Here is a 19875-nt window from a genome sequence, read left to right on the forward strand (position 1 = left end):
GTACGAACTGGGCATCCACGCCGCGCGCTGGCTGGTGCCGTCTTCGGTGGTCAAGAAGCCTGCGGCCTGATCCCCGGTAGCGCCGGGCCATGCCCGGCGTTCGTGGGGAGGTGACATCCATCCGCCGGGCATGGCCCGGCGCTACCGTTGAGCGCCGCTCAAGCGTGGAAGACGTCGTTGGCAGGCGGCGACTGCGGCACCGGCGGTGCGCCGCGGCTGCCGCGATGCACGAACATCTGCTTCCAGGCCGCATAGACCGCGCCGACATACAGCGGCATCAGCACCGTGGTGAACACCAACTGCGCGATGAAGGCCGCCGCCAGCGGGCCGCCCAGCAGCATGCCGAGCTGGACCACGATCACGAACAGCACATAGACGCAGAACGCGGCGATCAGGCCGAGCACGGTGAACACGGCGGTGGCGCCGATGTTCTCGATGCAGCCCTGCAGGCTCAGGCGCAGCGCGTGCATGCCGCTCTGGCGGTCGAACACCACCAGTGCCGGCTGGGTGAACATCGCCAGGGTCAGCGCCACGGCGGTGCAGAACACCAGCAGCATCCACAGCGCGATGCGCTGCGCGGGCAGGTTGGCGACCAGTTCGGCGGCGGTTTCAGGACTGATCTGCTGCCCGCTGCGGCCGAGTTCCTGCATCTTGGTCATGGTGTCGCTGAAGGCGGTGAAGCCCTCGCGGCCGATCATCAGGTACAGCAGCGCGCCCAGCAGCAGCACGGCCAGCACCTGGATCGCCAGCGGCACCAGCAGGTGGCTGACACGACGGTCGCGGATCGGCTGCAGCAGATGGGTGGCCAGGCCGGGACGACCCTGGTCGATCTCACCCATGGCGTACAGCATGCCGCCGAACATCACCGGTGAAATCACCAGCGTCATCATCTGCAGGGCCAGGCCGGCGGTACCGGGCAGCATCGTTCCCAGCAGGGTGACCACCCAGTTCACCAGCAGCCAGGTCAGGCCGATCCGGGCCAGCTGCAGCGGCGCACGCCGATACAGCGAGAACGTATCCAGCAACCACTGGGCGCCCGCCGAGGCTGGCAGCTTGCGAATCTCTTTCATGGACATCCGGGGAGGGACAGGAGGGGCCGGGCGGTGTGCCCGTGCCGCCGATTATCCCTGTTTTGCCACCGGCTGGGCTGAAGACAGCCGGGCCTGGCGGACAAAGCGCCGCAACAGCTGGCGCGCCAGCGGCGCGGCGCTGACCGCGCGCTCGATGCTGCGCGCGCAACCGCCATGACGGCCGATGCAGTCGGCGCGTGCGCGCACGTAGCCACGCATGTGGTGGGTGGCGAATTCCGGATGGAACTGCACGCCCCAGGCCTGGCGGCCCCAGCGGAAGGCATGGCAGCCATCCAGCGGCGAGCGCGCCAGCACGGCGGCGCCTTCGGGTACGCGCAGCACGGTCTGCAGATGGGTGGCGTGGGCCGCGAAGTGGCTCGGCAGGCCCTGGAACAACGGGTCCTGCGCGGCCTGCGGGTCCAGTGCCAGCTCAATCGTTCCCGATTCGCGCCCGGCGGGGTTGTAGGCCACTTCGCCGCCCAGCGCGTGGGCCAGCAGCTGGTGGCCGTAGCAGATGCCGAACACCGGCACGTCGTCATGCGCGGTCTGCCGCAGCCAGGCGGCACTGCGTTCGCTCCATTCGGCGTGGTCGGTGACGAAGGCGGCCGAGCCGGTTACCAGCACGCCGGCGAACTGGCGTGGATCGGGCAGGTCGGCGCCGTGCTCGACGTCGACCACGACGGTCTCGTGTTCTTCCAGGCCGGCGGCGACCCGGATCCAGTGCGGAAAGCGCCCGTAGCGGCGCAACGACGGCACGGGGCGGCCGGTTTCAAGGATCAGGAAGGGCGCTGGATTCATCCGGGGGAGGTAGTACGGACAGGACTTCCTCGATTGTAGTCAGCCCCTGTGCCACCTTTTCAAGCCCGGCCTGGCGCAGGGTTCGCACTCCTTCAGCACGCGCGGCACGGTTGAAACCGGCCAGATCCATGTCCGCACGGATCAGCCCGCGCAGGCGCGAGCCCAATGGCAGCAGCTCATACAGCCCGATGCGGCCGAGGAATCCGGTGCGCCGGCACTCCAGGCAACCGACCGGCCGACAGGGCGTGGCGGCATCTGGATATGCAGCTTCGCTATCAGCCAGCACTGCCCAATCGGCCCGGCCGAGGGTGTGCGGCTGCTTGCAGTGCGGGCACAGGGTGCGCACCAGGCGCTGGGCGAGGATGCCGTTGACGGTGGATGACAGCAGGTAATGCGGTACGCCCAGATCGAGCAGGCGGGTGATGGCCGAGGGCGCGTCGTTGGTGTGCAGGGTGGACAGCACCAGGTGGCCGGTCAGCGAGGCCTGCACCGCCATCTGCGCGGTTTCCAGGTCGCGGATTTCGCCGATCATGATGATGTCCGGGTCCTGCCGCAGCAGGGTGCGCACACCGCTGGCGAAATCCAGGTCGATGTTGGTCTGCACCTGCATCTGGTTGAATTCCGGCGCGATCATCTCGATCGGGTCTTCCACCGTGCATACGTTGACGTCCGGCGTGGCCAGCCGCTTCAGGGTGGAATACAGGGTGGTGGTCTTGCCCGAACCGGTCGGGCCGGTGACCAGCACGATGCCGTGCGGGCGCTCGACCAGGGCGGTCCAGCCGGCCGCTTCCTGCGGGCTGAAGCCGAGCTGGTCGATGCTCTTGAAGGCCGCTTCCGGGTCGAAGATGCGCATCACGCATTTCTCGCCGAAGGCGGTCGGCATGGTCGACAGGCGCATTTCCACTTCACGGCCGCCGGGCGAGCGGGTCTTGATGCGACCATCCTGCGGGCGCCGGCGCTCGGCCAGGTCCATGCGTCCGAGCACCTTGATACGGCTGACCACGGCGGTCATCACCGCCGGTGGCACTTCGAACACCTTGTGCAGCACGCCGTCGATGCGGAAGCGCATGCGGCCCATTTCGCGGCGGGGCTCCAGGTGGATGTCCGAGGCGCGCTGCTCGTAGGCGTACTGCAGCAGCCAGTCGACGATGTGCACGATGTGCTGGTCGTCGGCATTGACGTCGCCGGTGCGGCCCAGTTCCACCAGCTGCTCGAAGCTGGGCAGGGTGGTGTTGGCCTCACCCCGTACGTCGCCACGGGCACCGCGCACCGAGCGGGTGACGCCGAAGAACTCCATGGTGTAGCGGTGCAGGTCCAGCGGATTGACCACCGCCAGTTCGATGCGCAGGCGGGTCAGGTGCTGCAGGTCGCGCAGCCATTCCTGTGCCAGCGGCTCGCTGGTGGCCACCAGTACGCGTTCGCCATCCACCGCCAGCGGCAGGAAGCGATGGCGGCGCGCGTAGGCGTGCGATGCCACGGCCGTGACCGAGGCGACGTCGACCCGGGTCGGATCGATGCGCAGGTAGCGGCTGCCGGTGCGCTGGGCCAGCCACTCGGTGAGGCGTTCCAGATTGAGGTCGCCGCCGTCGCTGGCGGCCAGCTTGAGGTTGGACAGCAGCACCAGTGGATGCACTTCACTGGCATTGCGGGCGCCCTGTGCGGAAAAACGGATGCGCTCGCGCTCGTGCGCAGCCACCACGCCGTCGGCCAGCAGGGCCGCCGCAACCTGTTCGAACTGCAGGCGACCGGGCGGCAACGGTGCCGCGCCAGGCTCGCCGGGCGTGCCCGTGGGCAGCCGATGTTCCATCCACCTGCTCCTTCCGGGTACGGAATGCCCCGCAGGTCGGCCGTTATACTAGCGCACCCCTTTGCCGGCCAAGACTCGTCCGCATGTCCGCGACCCCGACCGTTCCGATCACCTTCCAGGGCCTGATCCAGACCCTGAACCAGTTCTGGGCCCAGCAGGGCTGCGTGCTCATCCAGCCGCTCGACCTGGAGGTGGGCGCCGGTACCTTCCACCCGGCCACCTTCCTGCGTGCGATCGGTCCGGAAACCTGGAACGCGGCCTACGTGCAGCCGTCGCGGCGCCCGACCGATGGCCGCTACGGCGAGAACCCGAACCGCCTGCAGCGCTACTACCAGTACCAGGTGGCGATGAAGCCGGCACCGGATAACATCCAGCAGCTGTACCTGGATTCGCTGAAGGCGGTGGGCATCGATCCGCTGGTGCACGACCTGCGTTTTGTCGAGGACAACTGGGAATCGCCGACCCTGGGCGCCTGGGGCCTGGGCTGGGAAGTCTGGCTCAACGGCATGGAGGTGACCCAGTTCACCTACTTCCAGCAGGCCGGTGGCCTGGAGTGCCGGCCGGTGCTGGGCGAGATCACCTACGGTCTCGAGCGCCTGTGCATGTACCTGCAGAACTGCGACAACGTCTACGACCTGGTCTGGACCTACGGCCCGGATGGGCAGCCGGTGACCTACGGCGACGTCTACCACCAGAATGAGGTGGAGCAGAGCACCTACAACTTCGAATACGCCGACGTGGAAGAAATGTTCCACCGCTTCGATGCCTGCGAGCGCGAAGCGCAGAAGCTGGTGGAAGTGAACCTGCCGCTGCCGGCCTACGAACAGGTGATGAAGGCCAGCCACACCTTCAACCTGCTCGATGCGCGCCGCGCGATCAGCGTGACCGAACGCCAGCGCTACATCCTGCGCGTGCGCGCGCTGGCCCAGGCGGTGGCCAAGGCCTACTACGAGCAGCGCGAGAAGCTGGGCTTCCCGGGCGCGAAGAAGGCCTGACGGCCCGTTCTCCCATCACGCGTTTCACCTACTACCCCAGGGGCGCCGGCCGCGTCGCGCGCTGCGCCCCCACCACAGGATCGAACCGATGAGCCACTTGTCTCCCCTGCTGATTGAACTGGGCACCGAAGAGCTGCCGGTCAAGGCACTGCCGGGCCTGGCCCAGGCCTTCTTCGACGGTGTTGTCGACGGCCTGCGCAAGCGCGGTGTGGAACTGGAGCTGGGCGATGCACGCCCGCTGTCGACCCCGCGCCGCCTGGCCGTGCTGCTGCCGGGCGTTGGCCTGGAGCAGCCGGAACAGCACAGCGAAGTGCTGGGCCCGTACCTGAACATCGCGCTGGACGCCGAAGGCCAGCCGACCAAGGCGCTGCAGGGGTTCGCGGCCAAGGCCGGGATCGACTGGACCGCGCTGGAAAAGACCACCGACAACAAGGGTGAGCGCTTCGTGCACCGTGCGGTGACCCCGGGCGCGCGCACTGCTGCGCTGCTGCCGGAGATCCTGCGCGAGGCCATCGCCGGCATGCCCATTCCCAAGCCGATGCGCTGGGGCGGCCACAGCTGGGGCTTCGCGCGCCCGGTGCACTGGCTGGTGCTGCTGCACGGCGGTGACGTGGTCGAGGCCGAACTGTTCGGCCTGAAGGCCGACCGCATGAGCCGCGGCCACCGCTTCCTGCACGACAAGACCGTGTGGCTGACCCAGCCGCAGGACTATGTGGAATCGCTGCGCGCCGCCTTCGTGCTGGTTGACCCGGCAGAGCGCCGCCAGCGCATCGTCGCCGAGGTGGAAGCCGCTGCAGCCACCGCCGGTGGCAGCGCACGCATCACCGAGGACAACCTGGAGCAGGTGGTGAACCTGGTCGAGTGGCCGTCGGCGGTGCTGTGCAGCTTCGAGCGCGCGTTCCTGGCGGTGCCGCAGGAAGCGCTGATCGAGACGATGGAGATCAACCAGAAGTTCTTCCCGGTGCTGGATGACGGCGGCAAGCTGACCGAGAAGTTCATCGGCATCGCCAACATCGAGTCCAAGGACGTGGCCGAAGTGGCCAAGGGCTACGAGCGGGTGATCCGTCCGCGCTTCGCCGATGCCAAGTTCTTCTTCGACGAAGACCTGAAGCAGGGCCTGCAGGCGATGGGCGAGGGCCTGAAGACGGTGACCTACCAGGCCAAGCTGGGCAGCGTGGCCGACAAGGTCGCGCGCGTGGTGGCGCTGGCCGAGGTGATTGCGCCGCAGGTCGGCGCCGATCCGCTGCTGGCCAAGCGAGCCGCGCAGTTGGCCAAGAACGACCTGCAGTCGCGCATGGTCAATGAGTTCCCGGAACTGCAGGGCATCGCCGGCCGCCACTACGCGGCGGCCGGTGGCGAATCGCCGGAGGTGGCGCTGGCCATCGACGAGGCCTACCAGCCGCGCTTCGGTGGTGATGACATCGCGCTGTCGCCGCTGGGCAAGGTGCTGGCGATCGCCGAGCGCGTGGATACCCTGGCCGGTGGTTTCGCTGCGGGCCTGAAGCCGACCGGCAACAAGGACCCGTTCGCCCTGCGCCGCAACGCGCTGGGCTTGGCCCGCACGATCATCGAAAGCGGCTTCGAGCTGGACCTGCGCGCGCTGCTGGCCAGCGCCAACGCCGGGCTGGCCGCGCGCAACGTGCAGGCCGACGTGGCTGAGCTGTACGACTTCATCCTCGACCGCCTGAAGGGCTATTACAGCGACAAGGGCGTGCCGGCCAGCCACTTCAACGCGGTGGCCGAGCTGAAGCCGGCCTCGCTGTACGACTTCGACCGCCGCCTGGACGCAATCGGGATCTTCGCGGCGCTGCCGGAAGCCGAGGCGCTGGCCGCGGCCAACAAGCGCATCCGCAACATCCTGCGCAAGGCCGAAGGCGATATTCCGGGCCAGATCGATGCGGCCCTGCTGCAGGAAGATGCCGAGCGCGCGCTGGCCGAAGCCGTGACTGCCGCCATCGACGATACCGGCGCCAGCCTGCACCAGAAGGACTATGTGGCCGTGTTGGCGCGCCTGGCCCGCCTGCGTCCGCAGGTCGATGCGTTCTTCGACGGGGTGATGGTCAATGCCGAGGATCCGGCACTGCGCGGCAACCGCCTGGCGCTGCTGACGATGCTGGGCGAGCGCCTGGGCAAGGTCGCGGCGATCGAGCACCTGTCCAGCTGATCGCCCACGATGGGTAGCGCCGGGCCATGCCCGGCGGCTTTTCTGCAGGCCGCGCTGCGCGCTCGCCATGAATCAGACCGTATCCACGCATGGCGTGGATCTACTGGGTAGCCGGCCGCTGGCCGGCAGCGACGCGATGCCGATATTTCCGCATGCGGCCGCGATGATCGCCACAAAGGCGCGTATTTTGACCGCCACTTAACAACCGATCCGGATTGACGTGATGCATTTCGCATCGTCACCTCCGGTCGGTATGCTGTGCCGCATGCAGCCAACGAAATACGCCCTGCCGCTGATGGTCCTCTCGCTTTGCGCCACTTCCGTGGCCCATGCGCGCGGCACCATCGACAAGGTGGACATCAAGGGATTGGACAAGGGCGACGACGCCGCGATCATCGAGAACATCCAGGAATCGCTGTCGTTGTTCGACACGATCGGCAAGGAGCAGGGCGAGTCGCGCCTGGAATACCTGCTGTCACAGGCCGAGCGGCAGACCCGCCAGGCGCTGGAACCGTTCGGGTACTACAACCCGGTGATCAAGGTCGAGGCGCCACGCCAGGACGAGCACGTCACCGTGCTGATCCATGTCGACAAGGGCCAGCCGGTGCTGGTGCGCCGCGAGCATATCGACATCACCGGTCCGGCGATGTACGACCAGTACCTGCAGGACGACCTGGCCGCGTTCAAGCCGCGCAAGGGCCAGCGCTTCGAACACACCCAGTACGAAGCCAGCAAGATCACCGTGACCCGGCGCCTGGCCGAGCGCGGCTACTTCGACGCCGACTACACCCAGCGCCAGGTGCAGATCACCCGCGCGGACAACGCTGCCGACATCGACCTGACCTGGGACAGCGGCCGCCGCTACAACATGGGCCCGGTGACCTTCGAGCAGAACTATTTCGACGACAAGCTGTTCGACCCGCTGGTGTACTGGGACCAGGGCAGCTACTTCCACGAAGGCAAGCTGGACCGCCTGCGCGAGTCGCTGACCAAGCTCGATTACTTCAGCGTGATCGACATCCAGCCGCGCCCGGACCAGGCCGATGAGAACGGCGAGGTGCCGGTTGATGTGAAGCTGACGCGGGCCAAGCGCAGCATCTATTCCTACGGCCTGAGCTACGGCAGCGAAAGTGGCGCCGGTGTGCGTGGTGGCCTTGAACGGCGCTACCTGAACAGCCGCGGCCACAAGATGAACACCCAGCTGGACTATGCGCAGAAGCGCAAGAGCCTGATCACCAGCTACCGCATTCCGGCGTTCAACTGGCTGGATGGCTGGTACACCTTCGCCGCCAGTGCCTATGACGAGCAGACCGACTACATCGATCTGCGCAACTTCAAGCTGATCGCCAGCCGCAGCGGCGAGATCAACGAGAACTGGACCGCCATCGCCTCGATCAACGCGCTGCGCGAGCGCTGGCGCTATGCCTCGGGCACCGAGTTCACCGATGCGGTCTACAACACGTCCACGCTGGTCTACCCGCAGATCGTGGCCGACTACGTGAAGGTGGACGACGAGCTGTTCCCGCGCAGCGGCATCAGTGGCACCGCGACGGTGCGTGCCGGCGTCGAAGGCGTCGGATCGGACACCAGCTTCGTGCAGGCCAATGCCGTGCTGCGCTGGTACATCCCGGTGGGGCCGACCAATCGCCTGATCCTGCGCGGCGAAGGCGGCACCACCTGGACCAGCGACCTGGTGGCGATGCCGCCCAGCCTGCGCTACTTCGCCGGTGGCGACCGCAGCATCCGCGGCTATGCCTACCGTGAGGTCGGCCCGCGCACGCCGAAGCCGGACAAGTACGCGCTTGGTGCCAAGCACCTGGTGGTCGGCTCGGCCGAGTACGAGCATTACTTCAATGGCGGTCCGTGGGGTGCAGCGGTGTTCGTCGACACCGGCAGCGCCTTCGATACCAACATCGACCTGCACACCGGCGTCGGCTTCGGCGTGCGCTGGAAATCGCCGGTGGGCCCGGTGCGGGTCGATATCGCTCACGGTCTGAACAACCCTGATTCGCAGTTCCAGCTGTACCTCAACATCGGAGCGGACCTGTGAGCACGCCCGCACCGACTCCGTCGCCGAACACGCCGCCGCGGCGCGTGCGCTTCTACCGTCGTCGCCGCTTCTGGGCATGGTCCGGCGCGGGCGTGGTCGGCCTGGTGCTGGTCGCCCTGTTGGCCGTGTACTGGCTGCTGCAGACGGTGGCCGGCCGCGATGTGCTGCTGGCGCAGGTGGTGGCGCGCCTGCCGGTGGGTGCCAGCTTTACCTGGGACAAGGTCGATGGCCCGGTGGCCGGACCGCTGACCCTGTACAACGTCGACTTCCGTTACGACGACATCCATTTCCACGCCGAGCGCGCGCACCTGGAGCCGGACCTGCGCCCGCTGCTGGGCCGCAAGCTGCTGCTGGACAAGCTGGAGCTGACCAACGCTACGCTCAACCTGGCCAAGAGCGATGAGCCGTTCAAGCTGCCGTCGTGGCCCGATTCGCTGCCGCAGATCGAAATGCCGCTGGCGATCCAGGCCGATGTGATCGCCATCGACAGTTTCCGCATCAGCCAGGCCAACGAGCCGGTGATCGACATCAGCCGCGTGCGCGGTGGCATCGAGATCGCCAATGGCGAGTTCCAGGCGCGCAAGCTGGTGGTGGACAGCGACATGGGCAATTTCACTGCCCAGGGCCGCTACATCCCGGCCAAGGACTACGACACCGACGTCACCGTCACTGCCGTGCTGCCGGCACCGCGCGGGCGTACCGCGGCCACGGTCGGCCTGGTCGCGCGCGGTGACCTGGCGCATATGGAAGTGGCGCTGGCCGGCCGCGCGCCGAAGCCGCTGCACGCGATGCTGGTGTTCGATGGCCGCACCGATCCGACCTGGAACGCGACCGTACGCAGCGACGAGCTGGACCTGGCGCTGTTGTCGCCGGCATTGGCCAGCTCGGCCATCGCGCCGCTGGCATTGGACTTCACCGCCTCCGGCAAGGGCGGCAACGCCAACCTGCATGGCCGGGTGAAGCAGGGTGAGCAGGAACTGGAGCTGGCGCCCTCGGTGGTTTCGCTGCAGGACCAGGTGCTGAAGGTCTCGCCGCTGGTGGTCAAGGGCCTGGGCGGCGAAGCACGCCTGGAAGGTACCGCCGATTTCAGCCAGGAAGACCAGCAGAAGCTGAACTTCTCGGTGATCGCGCATGACCTGACCTGGGTGCCGGCACCGGACCCGAACACCGCCGGCAGTTCGCCGGTGCCGGTGACGCTGAAGGAAGCGCGCTTTGGACTGGCCGGTACCTTGAAGGCGTGGGCGGCGATCGGCCGTGCCGATGTCGAGCGCGAAAAGCAGAAGGCGCAGCTGCGCTTCGATGTGCGTGGCAACGATCAGGCTGCGGAGATCCGCGAACTGCAGGCGCAGACCCCGGGTGGCCAGCTGCAGGTGGAAGGCAAGGTGGCCTGGGCACCGCAGCTGGACTGGGATGCCAAGGCCACGCTGAAGGATTTCGACCCGGGTTACTTCGCACCGGGCTGGGATGGCCGTCTGTCCGGCAATCTCGCGTCCAAGGGACGCCAGTTGCCGCCGCCGGCCAACGCGCCGCCGGGCACTGCGGGCACGCTGGAGGCCACGGTGGACCTGCCGTCGCTGAAGGGCATCCTGCGCCAGCGCAATGTGGATGCCCAAGGCAAGTTCGCCCTGCAGGGTGAACAGGGCCAGGGTGAATTGAAACTGGCCGTCGGCAGCAGCCGGGTGACCGCCTCGGGCAAGGTCGGCGACCGCCTGGACATCGATGCGCGCTTCGAGCCGCTGCAGCTGAGCGATCTGCTGCCCGGCGCCGATGGTGGCCTGCGTGGCCAGGTGCAGGTGAAAGGCCCGCGCGATGCACCGGACATCACCGCCGATCTGGTCGGCAACAATCTCAACTGGGACGGTTACGGCGCTGAAAGCCTGAGCATCAAGGGCCGCCTGCCGTGGCGTGGCGACAGTGGCACGCTGGCGATACAGGGCCAGCAGGTCAATGCCGGCATGCTGCTGGAACGCTTGAACATCGATGCGCAGGGCAGTGTCTCCAACCTGCGCCTGGCCGCACAGACACGCAACGAACTGGGCGCGATCGAGCTGCAGGGCAGCGTGCGCCAGCAAGGTGAACAATGGCGTGGCGAACTGGCCACGCTGCGCATCGCACCGGTGAAGGGCGATGCGTGGGCACTGCGTGCGCCCGCGGCATTCGCCATCAACGGCAGCAACTACACGCTGGGCGAAACCTGCCTGAGCGCTGCGACCGGTGGCGCCCTGTGCGCACATGCCAACTGGCCGCGCGAAGGCCTGGTGGTGCGCGGCGATGCGTTGCCGCTGGCGCTGGTGCAGCCGTGGTTGCCGCCACAGTCCGGTCGGCGCATCTACCTGCGTGGTGAACTCAACCTGGACGCGCAGATCCGTCCGCGTGGCAACGCATGGGAAGGGCATGTGGAAGTGCGTTCGGCCGAAGGTGGCGTACGCCTGGGCGAGAACCGCAACACCGGCGTCGGCGATGCCAACCGTGGCGAGCTGGTGCGTTATGACCAGTTCTCGCTGAAGCTGGACATGACCCCGGCCAGCATCAAGGGCTACCTGGGCATGGGCTTCCAGGGCAACGGCTTCGTCGATGCGAAGATGCAGACCGGTTGGGAACCGAGTGCGCCGCTCAACGGCGAGCTCTACCTCAACATGTCGCGCCTGTACTGGCTGGAACTGTTCTCGCCGGATGTGGTGCGCCCGACCGGCCTGATCGAAGGCCACGTGAGCCTGCGTGGCACGCGCGGCCAACCGTCGCTGGGCGGTGATGCACAGCTGAGCAACTTCAAGGGCGAGTTCCCGGCGCTGGGCCTGACCTTCGACCAGGGCAAGGGCAGCTTCGTCGCCCAGCCCGATGGGTCGGCCAAGATCACCGCGCAGGCCAATTCGGGCAAGGGCACGCTGTATGTCGACGGCGGCCTGTCCTGGTTCGGCGATGCACAGCCGCTGCAGCTGAAGATCCACGGCGAGAATGTGCTGCTGTCCAACACCAGCGAGCTGCGCATCATCGCCAATCCCAACCTGGACTTCACCCTGGCCAAGGCCGCGATGGAGCTGCGCGGAACGGTGCACGTGCCCGAGGCCGACATCGATCTGGAGCGCCTGGACCGTGGCACCTCGGTGTCCGAGGACGTGGTGGTGCTGGACCCGGCCGATCCGGAAGAGTCGCGCACCTCGCCGCTGGATATGGAGCTGGCCGTCAGCCTGGGCGACAAGGTCAAGATGAGCGGTTTCGGCCTGAAGGGCGCGCTGACCGGCAAGATGCAGGTCTGGGCCAAGCCCGGCCGCGAGATGACCGCCAACGGTGGCCTGGAAGTCAGTGGCCGCTACAAGGCCTATGGCCAGGACCTGACCATCACCCGCGGCAACCTCAACTGGAACTACAACGCGGTGTCCGACCCGCGCATCAATATCCGCGCCGAGCGCCGGATCGGTGATGTCACCGCCGGCATCGACGTGACCGGGCGCGCGCAGCAACCGCGCGCCGATGTCTGGTCCGATCCGGCGATGTCGCAGTCCGAAGCACTGGGTTACCTGGTGCTGGGGCGCAGCCTGACCGGTGCCAGCAGCGACCAGACCCAGCAGGTGAACGCCGCATCGGCCGCGCTGTCGGCGGGCAGCGGGCTGCTGGCTTCGCAGCTGGGTGCCAAGCTGGGCCTGGACGATGCCGGCGTCAGCCAGTCGCGCGCGCTGGGCGGCTCGGTGATCGGTGTGGGCAAGTACATTTCGCCCAAGCTGTACGTGGGCTACGGCGTATCGCTGGTCGGTGCCGGTTCGGTGATCACGCTGAAGTACCTGCTGCGCCGCGGCTTCGACGTGGAAGTGGAATCGAGCACGGTGGAAAACCGTGGCTCGTTGAACTGGCGGCGGGAGAAGTAGAGCCACGCCATGCGTGGCTGCGGTGGCGCCGAGCCCGGCGCTGCCGTAATCCACGGTTGGGCCAGCGCGGACGGCCGCACTGGACATGCAGGCTTTTCATCCAGCAGGCCTGCACCAGTGCCTGCGCGATCATAGCGACTGCGTCCACCAGCCCCGGTCTTGGTGCGTCCTGCCTCATCGGAGCGAAGCGTTGCAAGAAGCACTGGTGGATGATGCCGAGTACAGTGCCGCTGTCGATCAATCGCTCACGTACTGGCGGGTGCCTGCAATACCAAGCGATCTCCCCTTGTATCGCTGGGGCTGGTGATAGAAGCCCTGTGGGCTATCGCCAAGGCGCCCAGCAGAGTGCACGCCAACAGCAGCGCCACGACAACACGCTGCCACAGGGGCAGTCGGCGGCGCGGCGCTGAATGCAGCCGATTACCGGCCGCTGCCGCCCAGAACAGGACTTGCTTGCGCTGCAACGGCGGCGGCGGAACCACGAACCACATGATCGGCTCGCCGACCAGGTAGTGCAGAGTGTCGCGCATCTCGCGTCGCGTGTGCGCTGACCGCGCCTGCCACCGTGCACGTAGTGGTCGCCAGCGCCCACTCAACCGAGCCACGCGCACGCGGGCCTGTGCTACGGAAACCGGTGCATCATCGCGATGCATGTAGCGCGCAAGAGCAACCTCGTTACCTCGCAACAGCAACCAGCGCACGTGCATGCTGTGGCCAAGGGCGGCCATGTCGTAGCACTCGCGGATATTGCCCCGGTCATACCACTGGAAGCGGTCGGCCAGCTGCTCGAAGTTCGCCTGCGGAAACGGCGTGGTGCCATTCATCAGCCGCTGCCAGGTTGCCAGCTTCACTGCGCTGGCATCCGCGGGTGCCTGCAGTTCCGGGGACTGCTGCAGCCAGGCTGCGAAATCTGCCGGATCGTGCTGCTGCCCGTGGCGGACGATGCGGTCGGCAAGCGCTTCGGCGGCAGATGGCCCCGTCACTGCGGCTTCATCATTCATGCGTCGTGATTTCCTTGCGGCTTGCCACGCAGTATTTCCGCTGCCGAGCTGTGCGTAGCGGGCCTGTTCACAGAACTGCCCCATCGGCGCGTTTCACGCCGATCAGCGAATGCGTGGTGCCCAGATCGATTCCTGCGATCATCGGTCCTTCCCTAGTATCCGTGCCTGATTCTAGCCAGCATCGGTGCCCCCAACCATCGGCCGTTGCCCCATCCGGCCCCAGCAGCTATGGTCCCGGGCTGTTCTGTCGTACCGGATTGCCTCATGTCGCCACGCAAAGCCCTCCCCACCGCCCTGGCCCTGGGCCTGACCCTCGCCGCTGGCGCCCACGCCGATGAAGGCATGTGGATGCCGACCCAGCTGCCGGAGCTGGCCAAGCCGCTGCAGGCGGCTGGCTTCAAGGGCAACCCGGCCGATCTGGCCAACGTGACCGCGCCGCCGCTGAGTGCGGTCGTGCGTGCCGGCGGTGGCACCGGTTCGTTCGTGTCGGCCGATGGCCTGCTGCTGACCAACCACCACGTGGCGATGGGCGTGATCCAGTACAACAGCTCGCCCGAGCACAACTTCATCAACGATGGCTTCATCGCCAAGGGTCGCGCCGACGAGCGTCCGGCCAATCCGGACTTCCGCGTGCTGGTGACCGTCGGCTTCGACAAGGTGACCGACCAGGTGCTGGCACAGGCCAAGGGCAAGACCGGCCGCGCGTACTTCGACGCGGTGGATGCAGCCAGCAAGCAGATCGTGGCCGAGTGCGAGAAGGACGGCAGCGTGCGCTGCTCGGTGGCCAACATGTATTACGGCACCGACTTCTACCGCATCGCCCAGCTTGAGCTGAGCGATGTGCGCCTGGTCTATGCGCCGCCGCGCGCGATCGGCAACTACGGCGATGAGATCGACAACTTCATGTGGCCGCGCCACACCGGCGACTTCACCCTGCTGCGTGCCTACGTGGGCAAGGACGGCAAGCCGGCCGCCTACAGCAAGGACAACGTGCCCTACCAGGCACCGGCGCACCTGCAGATGTCGGTGGAAGGCCCGAAGGAGGGCGACTACGCGATGCTGGCCGGTTACCCGGGCATCACCTACCGCCATCGCACCGCCGCCGAGTTCGCTGGCCAGATCGATACCGTGCTGCCGCGCCGGGTGTCGGTGTTCCAGCAGATGATCGACACCATCGAAGCGGCCAGTGCCAAGGATGCGCAGGCACGTACCCGTTATGCCTCGCAGCTGCAGTCGCTGAAGAACAACCGCAAGCGTGCTGCCGGTGAGCTGGAAGGGCTGCTGCGCAGCGATGCCAAGGCCCAGCGTGCGGCCGACGAGCAGGCGATGCTGGCCGCCACCGACCGCAGGTACCAGGGCGACATCAAGGCGCTGCTGGCCAACCTGTCGCAGGGCGCGGCGGTGGGCGAGCGCGACCTGCTGCTGGAACAGATGGCCAGCCAGAGCCAGCTGCTGCGCTCGGCGTTGCTGCTGGAACGCCTGCGCATTGAATCGGCCAAGCCGGATGCGCAGCGCGAGACCGGCTACCAGCAGCGCGACCAGGCGATGATCGAGGGCGTGCTGAAGCAGGTGCAGCGCCGCTATGCACCCGAGGTCGAGAAGGCGCTGCTGACCACCCTGTTGACGCGCTACCAGCAGCTGCCGGATGCGCAGCGCGTGGCCGAGTTCGACACGGCCTTCGGCCGTACCCCGGCACAGCTGGCGCAGGCGCTGGACACGCTGTATGCCGGCACCCAGCTGGGTGACGAAGCGCAGCGCCTGTCCCGCTTCGCCGCTGCCCGCGAAGGCAAGGCGCTGGCCGCCGATCCGCTGATTGCCGTGGCCGGCCCGCTGGTGGCCGCGCAGCTGCGCATCGAAAACGAGAGCAAGACCCGCGAAGGCGAACAGCTGCGCCTGCGCCCGGCCTACATGCAGGCGTTGTTCGCCTGGCGTGCCAAGCAGGGCCGTGCGGTGTACCCGGATGCCAACCGCACCCTCCGCATCAGCTACGGCAAGGTGGAAGCGCTGCACCCGCGTGATGGCGTGACCTATTCGCCGGTGACCACCGTGGGCGGCATCGTCGAAAAGAACACCAACGCCTATCCGTTCGATGCCCCCAAGCCGCTGCTGGCCGCGATTGCCAAGGGCGACTTCGGCAGCACCGCCGATCCCGCGCTGAAGACCCAGACGGTCAACTTCCTGACCAACCTGGACACCACCGGCGGCAACTCCGGCTCGCCGGTGCTCAACGCCAAGGGCGAACTGATCGGCCTGAACTTCGACAGCAACTGGGAGTCGGTCAGTGCCAGCTGGTGGTTCGACCCCCGCTACAAGCGCGCCGTGCACGTGGACATGCGCTACCTGCGCTGGCTGCTGGCCAAGGTCTACCCGGCACCTGAACTGCTGAAGGAAATGGGCGTTCCGGCGGAATAACGCCGGTTCCCGGTAGGCGCCCACGATCTCCCGGCAGGTGCCCACCGTCTTCCGGTAGGTCCCCACTGTCTTCCGGCAGGTGCCCACCGTTTCCTGGTAGGTGCCCACCTTTCCCTCTGGTGGGTGCCCACCGTTGGTGGGCACGGACGCCTCTGCCACGACCAACGGTCATGACCCACCTTTGCGCCCCCCCGTCGTGACCTACCATCACGATCAACGGTCGTGATCTACTGGCCCCTCCTCCGACGGAAACACGCGCTTGGTCTCCAGCTGGATCCTGCTGCTGGTCTCGGTTGCCTACGCTGCGCTGCTGTTCGGCGTGGCGTGGTGGGGCGACCGTCGGCCGATGTACCCGGACCGACCGTGGCTGCGGCCGGTCGTCTACAGCCTGGCGCTGGCGGTGTACTGCTCGTCGTGGACCTTCTACGGCGCAGTCGGTACCGCCGTGCGCAACGGTGTGGGCTACCTGCCGATCTACATCGGTCCGTTGCTGCTGCTGCTGTTCGGCTGGCGCATCATCGAGCGCCTGGCGCTGATCGCGCGCAGCCAGAACGTGGTCTCCATCGCTGATTTCATTTCCTCGCGCTTCGGCCGCTCGCGGCGGCTGGCGGCGCTGGTGGCGATCATCGCGCTGATCGGCATCATTCCCTACCTCGCCCTGCAGTACAAAGCGGTGGCGATGAGCCTGCAGGTACTGACCGGCAACACCGGCCCGACCGGGTTCTTCAGCGATCCGGCCCTGTACGTGGCGTTGCTGATGGCGCTGTTCGCCACCCTGTTCGGTACCCGCCAGGTGGACGCCACCGAACACCACCACGGCATGATGCTGGCCATCGCGCTGGAGTCGGTGATCAAGCTGGTGGCGATGGTGGCGGTGGGCGTGTTCGCCTATGTCTGGCTCAGCGATCGCAACGAGGCGGTGGTGGAGTCGGTGCATACGCTGTTCACCGGGCTTCCGCCGGTGGGGTTCATTTCGCAGACGCTGCTCAGTTTCCTGGCCATCATCTGCCTGCCGCGCCAGTTCCATGTGGCGGTGGTGGAGTGCGGGGATGTGCGCGACGTGCGCCGCGCGCGCTGGATGTTCGGCGGCTACCTGGTGCTGATCTCGGCGATGGTGCTGCCGATCGCCACGGCCGGCATCAGCCTGTTCGGGACCGGAAGCGGCGTGGCCGACGACTCGATGGTGCTGGCGTTGCCGCTGGCCGAGGGCCGCAACGCGCTGGCACTGATCGCCTATATCGGCGGGTTCTCTGCCGCCACCGGCATGGTCATCGTGTCCTCGATCGCGTTGGCGACGATGGTCAGCAACGATCTGGTGATGCCGGTGCTGCTGCGTCGCAGTGGCGACCACCAGGAAGCGGCCGATGTCGCCTCGCGGGTGCTGTGGATCCGCCGGCTGGCGATCCTGCTGCTGGCACTGATGGCCTACAGCTACTACCGCAGCAGCAGCAACGACAGCACGCTGGCCTCGTACGGACTGATGGCGTTCGCCGCGGTGGCGCAGTTCGCGCCGGGCCTGATCGGTGGCCTGTACTGGCGCGGCGCCAGCCGTCGTGGCGTCGAGACCGGCATGCTGCTCGGCTTCGCCACCTGGCTGTACACCCTGCTGCTGCCGGCGATGACAATGGCCGGCTGGATGGATGCAGGCTGGGTGCAGCATGGTCCGTTCGGCATCGATTGGCTGCGGCCACAACAGCTGTTCGGCATGACCGGCTGGGACCCGCTGACCCACGGCACGTTCTGGTCGCTGCTGGTCAACGCGGCGACGATGATGCTGGTATCGGCGCGTTGGCGTCCGGGCGTGGATGAGCGCCTGCGCGCTGCGCCCTTCCTCGATCCCTATGCCGAGCGGCCTTCAGTGGCCGGTGGTTGGCCGGGCCACGTGCACGTGGGCGACCTGCTGGCACTGGCCTCGCGCGTGGTCGGCGAGCGCCATGCGCGGCGCTCGTTCTTCGAACAGGCGCAGTCGCTGGGGCGCGAGCTGCAGTCCTCGGCACCGGCGGACCGGCCGTGGGTGCAGTTCACCGAGCGCCTGCTGGCCGCATCGATCGGGGCGGCGTCCGCGCGCCTGCTGCTGACCAGCCTGCTGCGTGGCTCCGGCATGGACCTGGGCGAAGTGGTGGCGGTGCTGGACGAAGCCGGGCAGGAACTGCGCTTCAACCGCGAGATCCTGTCGACCACCCTGGAAAACATCAGCGCCGGCGTCAGCGTGGTCGACCCGGACATGCGCCTGACCGCGTGGAACCGGCGCTACCAGGACATGTTCGGCTATCCCGACGGCATGCTCTACGTGGGCCGCCCGGTGGCGGATCTGATCCGCTACAACGCCGAGCGTGGCGAGCTGGGCGAGGGCGACATCGAAGTGCAGATCAACCGCCGCATCGGCTATATGCGCGCCGGTTCGCCGCACGTGTTCGAGCGCACCCGCAGCGATGGCAAGGTGATCGAAATGCGTGGCCAGGCACTGCCCGGCGGCGGCTACGTCACCAGCTACAACGACATCACCGACTACAAGCACGCCGAACGGGCGCTGCTGGAAGCCAACGAAACACTGGAACAGCGCGTGGCCGAGCGCTCGCATGTTGCGGAAGTCGCACAGCAATCGAAGACCCGCTTCCTGGCGGCGATCAGCCATGACGTGCTGCAGCCGTTGAATGCGGCGCGACTGTTCGCTTCGGCGCTGCGCGACAGCGACCATGTCAGTGACGAGCAGCGGCACCTGGCCGAACGCGTGGATGCGTCGCTGCGTGCGGCCGAAGAGCTGCTGGATGGGCTGCTGGACGTGTCGCGGCTGGATGCTGGTGGCCTGCATCCGGTGATCGGCGAATTCGATGTCAGTGCGTTGATGCGTGAGCTGGCCGCGCAGTACACGCCGGTTGCGGCCGGGCGTGGGCTGCGGCTGGATCTGTTCGCGCGTACCACCTGGGTGCGCAGTGATCGCCGCCTGCTGCGCCGCGTGCTGCAGAACTTCCTGGCCAATGCGCTGCGCTACACGCGGCAGGGGCGCATCGTGCTGGCCGTGCGCCAGCGCGGCGACGAAGTGGAGCTGCAGGTGTGGGATACCGGCCCCGGCATTCCCGAACACCACATGCGACAGATCTTCGATGAGTTCCACCGCTACCAGCAGCCGTTCGACTGGGGCGAGCAGGGCCTGGGGCTGGGCCTGTCGATCTGCCAGCGCATCTCGCGCCTGCTTGACCATCGCTTGAATGCCCGCAGCCGGGTTGGCAGTGGATCGATGTTCTCGATCATCCTGCCGCGGGTAGCGCCGTTGCCGGGATATACCGAAGCGCTCACCGTGGCGCAGGCCGCACCGCCGATCCGCAGCGATTCGCTGGCCGGCCTGCGCGTGCTGTGCGTGGACAACGACGAGGAGATCCTCGATGGCATGCGCGCGCTGCTGGGGCGCTGGCAGGTGCAGGTGATCACCGCATCGACGGTGGACCAGGCGTTGCAGAAGATCGCCGAGCGTCCGCAGGTGATGCTGGTGGACTACCACCTGCACGATCGCATGGATGGCCTGGATGCACTGGTGGCACTGCGCGAAGCGGCGGGCTATCCATTGCCCGGCGCGCTGCTTACCGCCGATGGCCGCGATGAACTGAAGCGGATGGCACGCGAGCGCGGCTATCGCCTGTTGACCAAGCCGATCAAGCCAGCCTCGCTGCGTGCGTTCCTGGGCGCGTTGCGCGACGCCCGGTAGCGCCGGCCGCTG

At 67.3% G+C, this 19875-nt stretch carries 10 protein-coding genes; 6 read left to right on the forward strand and 4 right to left on the reverse strand.

From position 1 onward, the window contains the following. Window positions 1–158 precede the first annotated feature (158 nt). From BW38_RS07720 to BW38_RS07710, 3 genes are read right to left on the reverse strand one after another with little or no spacing between them, the layout of a single operon-like run. Window positions 159–1070, reverse strand: a complete 912-nt coding sequence (locus tag BW38_RS07720; RefSeq protein ID WP_025878765.1) for a BPSS1780 family membrane protein — start codon at window positions 1068–1070, stop codon at window positions 159–161. A 51-nt stretch (window positions 1071–1121) separates the two neighbouring features. After that, complete coding sequence (locus BW38_RS07715; protein ID WP_025878766.1) at window positions 1122–1868, reverse strand: glutamine amidotransferase; 747 nt, start codon at window positions 1866–1868, stop codon at window positions 1122–1124. After that, on the reverse strand, window positions 1840–3675 hold the full coding sequence (locus BW38_RS07710) for a GspE/PulE family protein (RefSeq protein ID WP_032976767.1): 1836 nt from the start codon (window positions 3673–3675) through the stop codon (window positions 1840–1842). Before BW38_RS07710 ends, BW38_RS07715 begins: the two co-directional genes overlap by 29 nt. An 83-nt stretch (window positions 3676–3758) precedes the next feature. On the opposite strand from BW38_RS07710, the gene glyQ reads away from it, so the two are divergent. From glyQ to BW38_RS07690, 4 genes are all read left to right on the forward strand, one after another. Further along, window positions 3759–4670: a glycine--tRNA ligase subunit alpha gene (gene glyQ, locus BW38_RS07705; protein ID WP_025878768.1), complete on the forward strand. Its 912-nt coding sequence runs from the start codon at window positions 3759–3761 to the stop codon at window positions 4668–4670. Between the two features lie 88 nt (window positions 4671–4758). Continuing rightward, on the forward strand, window positions 4759–6834 hold the full coding sequence (glyS, locus tag BW38_RS07700) for a glycine--tRNA ligase subunit beta (protein ID WP_032976768.1): 2076 nt from the start codon (window positions 4759–4761) through the stop codon (window positions 6832–6834). A 253-nt stretch (window positions 6835–7087) separates the two neighbouring features. Continuing rightward, window positions 7088–8884, forward strand: a complete 1797-nt coding sequence (locus tag BW38_RS07695) for an autotransporter assembly complex family protein (RefSeq protein ID WP_081794577.1) — start codon at window positions 7088–7090, stop codon at window positions 8882–8884. Next, a complete protein-coding gene (locus tag BW38_RS07690; protein WP_032976769.1) occupies window positions 8881–12747 on the forward strand; it encodes a translocation/assembly module TamB domain-containing protein in 3867 nt (1288 codons plus the stop codon). The genes BW38_RS07695 and BW38_RS07690 overlap by 4 nt, the downstream gene beginning before the upstream one ends. 245 nt (window positions 12748–12992) lie before the next feature. Here BW38_RS07690 and BW38_RS07685 read toward each other — a convergent pair whose 3' ends face one another. Next, window positions 12993–13748, reverse strand: a complete 756-nt coding sequence (locus BW38_RS07685; protein ID WP_032976770.1) for a hypothetical protein — start codon at window positions 13746–13748, stop codon at window positions 12993–12995. Between the two features lie 264 nt (window positions 13749–14012). Between BW38_RS07685 and BW38_RS07680 the strand changes: the two genes are divergently transcribed. Both BW38_RS07680 and BW38_RS07675 read left to right on the forward strand, forming a co-directional pair. Beyond that, the gene (locus BW38_RS07680; RefSeq protein WP_032976771.1) at window positions 14013–16160 is read left to right on the forward strand and encodes a S46 family peptidase; all 2148 of its coding nucleotides are present in this window, start codon (window positions 14013–14015) and stop codon (window positions 16158–16160) included. Window positions 16161–16419: 259 nt separating this feature from the next. Beyond that, window positions 16420–19863, forward strand: coding sequence for a PAS domain-containing hybrid sensor histidine kinase/response regulator (locus BW38_RS07675; RefSeq protein ID WP_032976772.1), 3444 nt, complete (start codon window positions 16420–16422; stop codon window positions 19861–19863). Window positions 19864–19875: the final 12 nt, after the last annotated feature.

Origin of the sequence: Stenotrophomonas sp. RIT309 (genome assembly GCF_000632045.1) — a bacterium.
Taxonomy (GTDB): domain Bacteria; phylum Pseudomonadota; class Gammaproteobacteria; order Xanthomonadales; family Xanthomonadaceae; genus Stenotrophomonas; species Stenotrophomonas indicatrix.

Bases quoted from the DNA above. Each gene is read 5' to 3' on its own strand.
- BW38_RS07710 (WP_032976767.1), bottom strand. From the start codon at position 3,675: ATGGAACATCGGCTGCCCACGGGCACGCCCGGCGAGCCTGGCGCGGCA.
- glyS (WP_032976768.1), top strand. From the start codon at position 4,759: ATGAGCCACTTGTCTCCCCTGCTGATTGAACTGGGCACCGAAGAGCTG.
- BW38_RS07685 (WP_032976770.1), bottom strand. From the start codon at position 13,748: ATGAATGATGAAGCCGCAGTGACGGGGCCATCTGCCGCCGAAGCGCTT.
- BW38_RS07720 (WP_025878765.1), bottom strand. From the start codon at position 1,070: ATGAAAGAGATTCGCAAGCTGCCAGCCTCGGCGGGCGCCCAGTGGTTG.
- BW38_RS07715 (WP_025878766.1), bottom strand. From the start codon at position 1,868: ATGAATCCAGCGCCCTTCCTGATCCTTGAAACCGGCCGCCCCGTGCCG.
- BW38_RS07680 (WP_032976771.1), top strand. From the start codon at position 14,013: ATGTCGCCACGCAAAGCCCTCCCCACCGCCCTGGCCCTGGGCCTGACC.
- glyQ (WP_025878768.1), top strand. From the start codon at position 3,759: ATGTCCGCGACCCCGACCGTTCCGATCACCTTCCAGGGCCTGATCCAG.
- BW38_RS07695 (WP_081794577.1), top strand. From the start codon at position 7,088: ATGCTGTGCCGCATGCAGCCAACGAAATACGCCCTGCCGCTGATGGTC.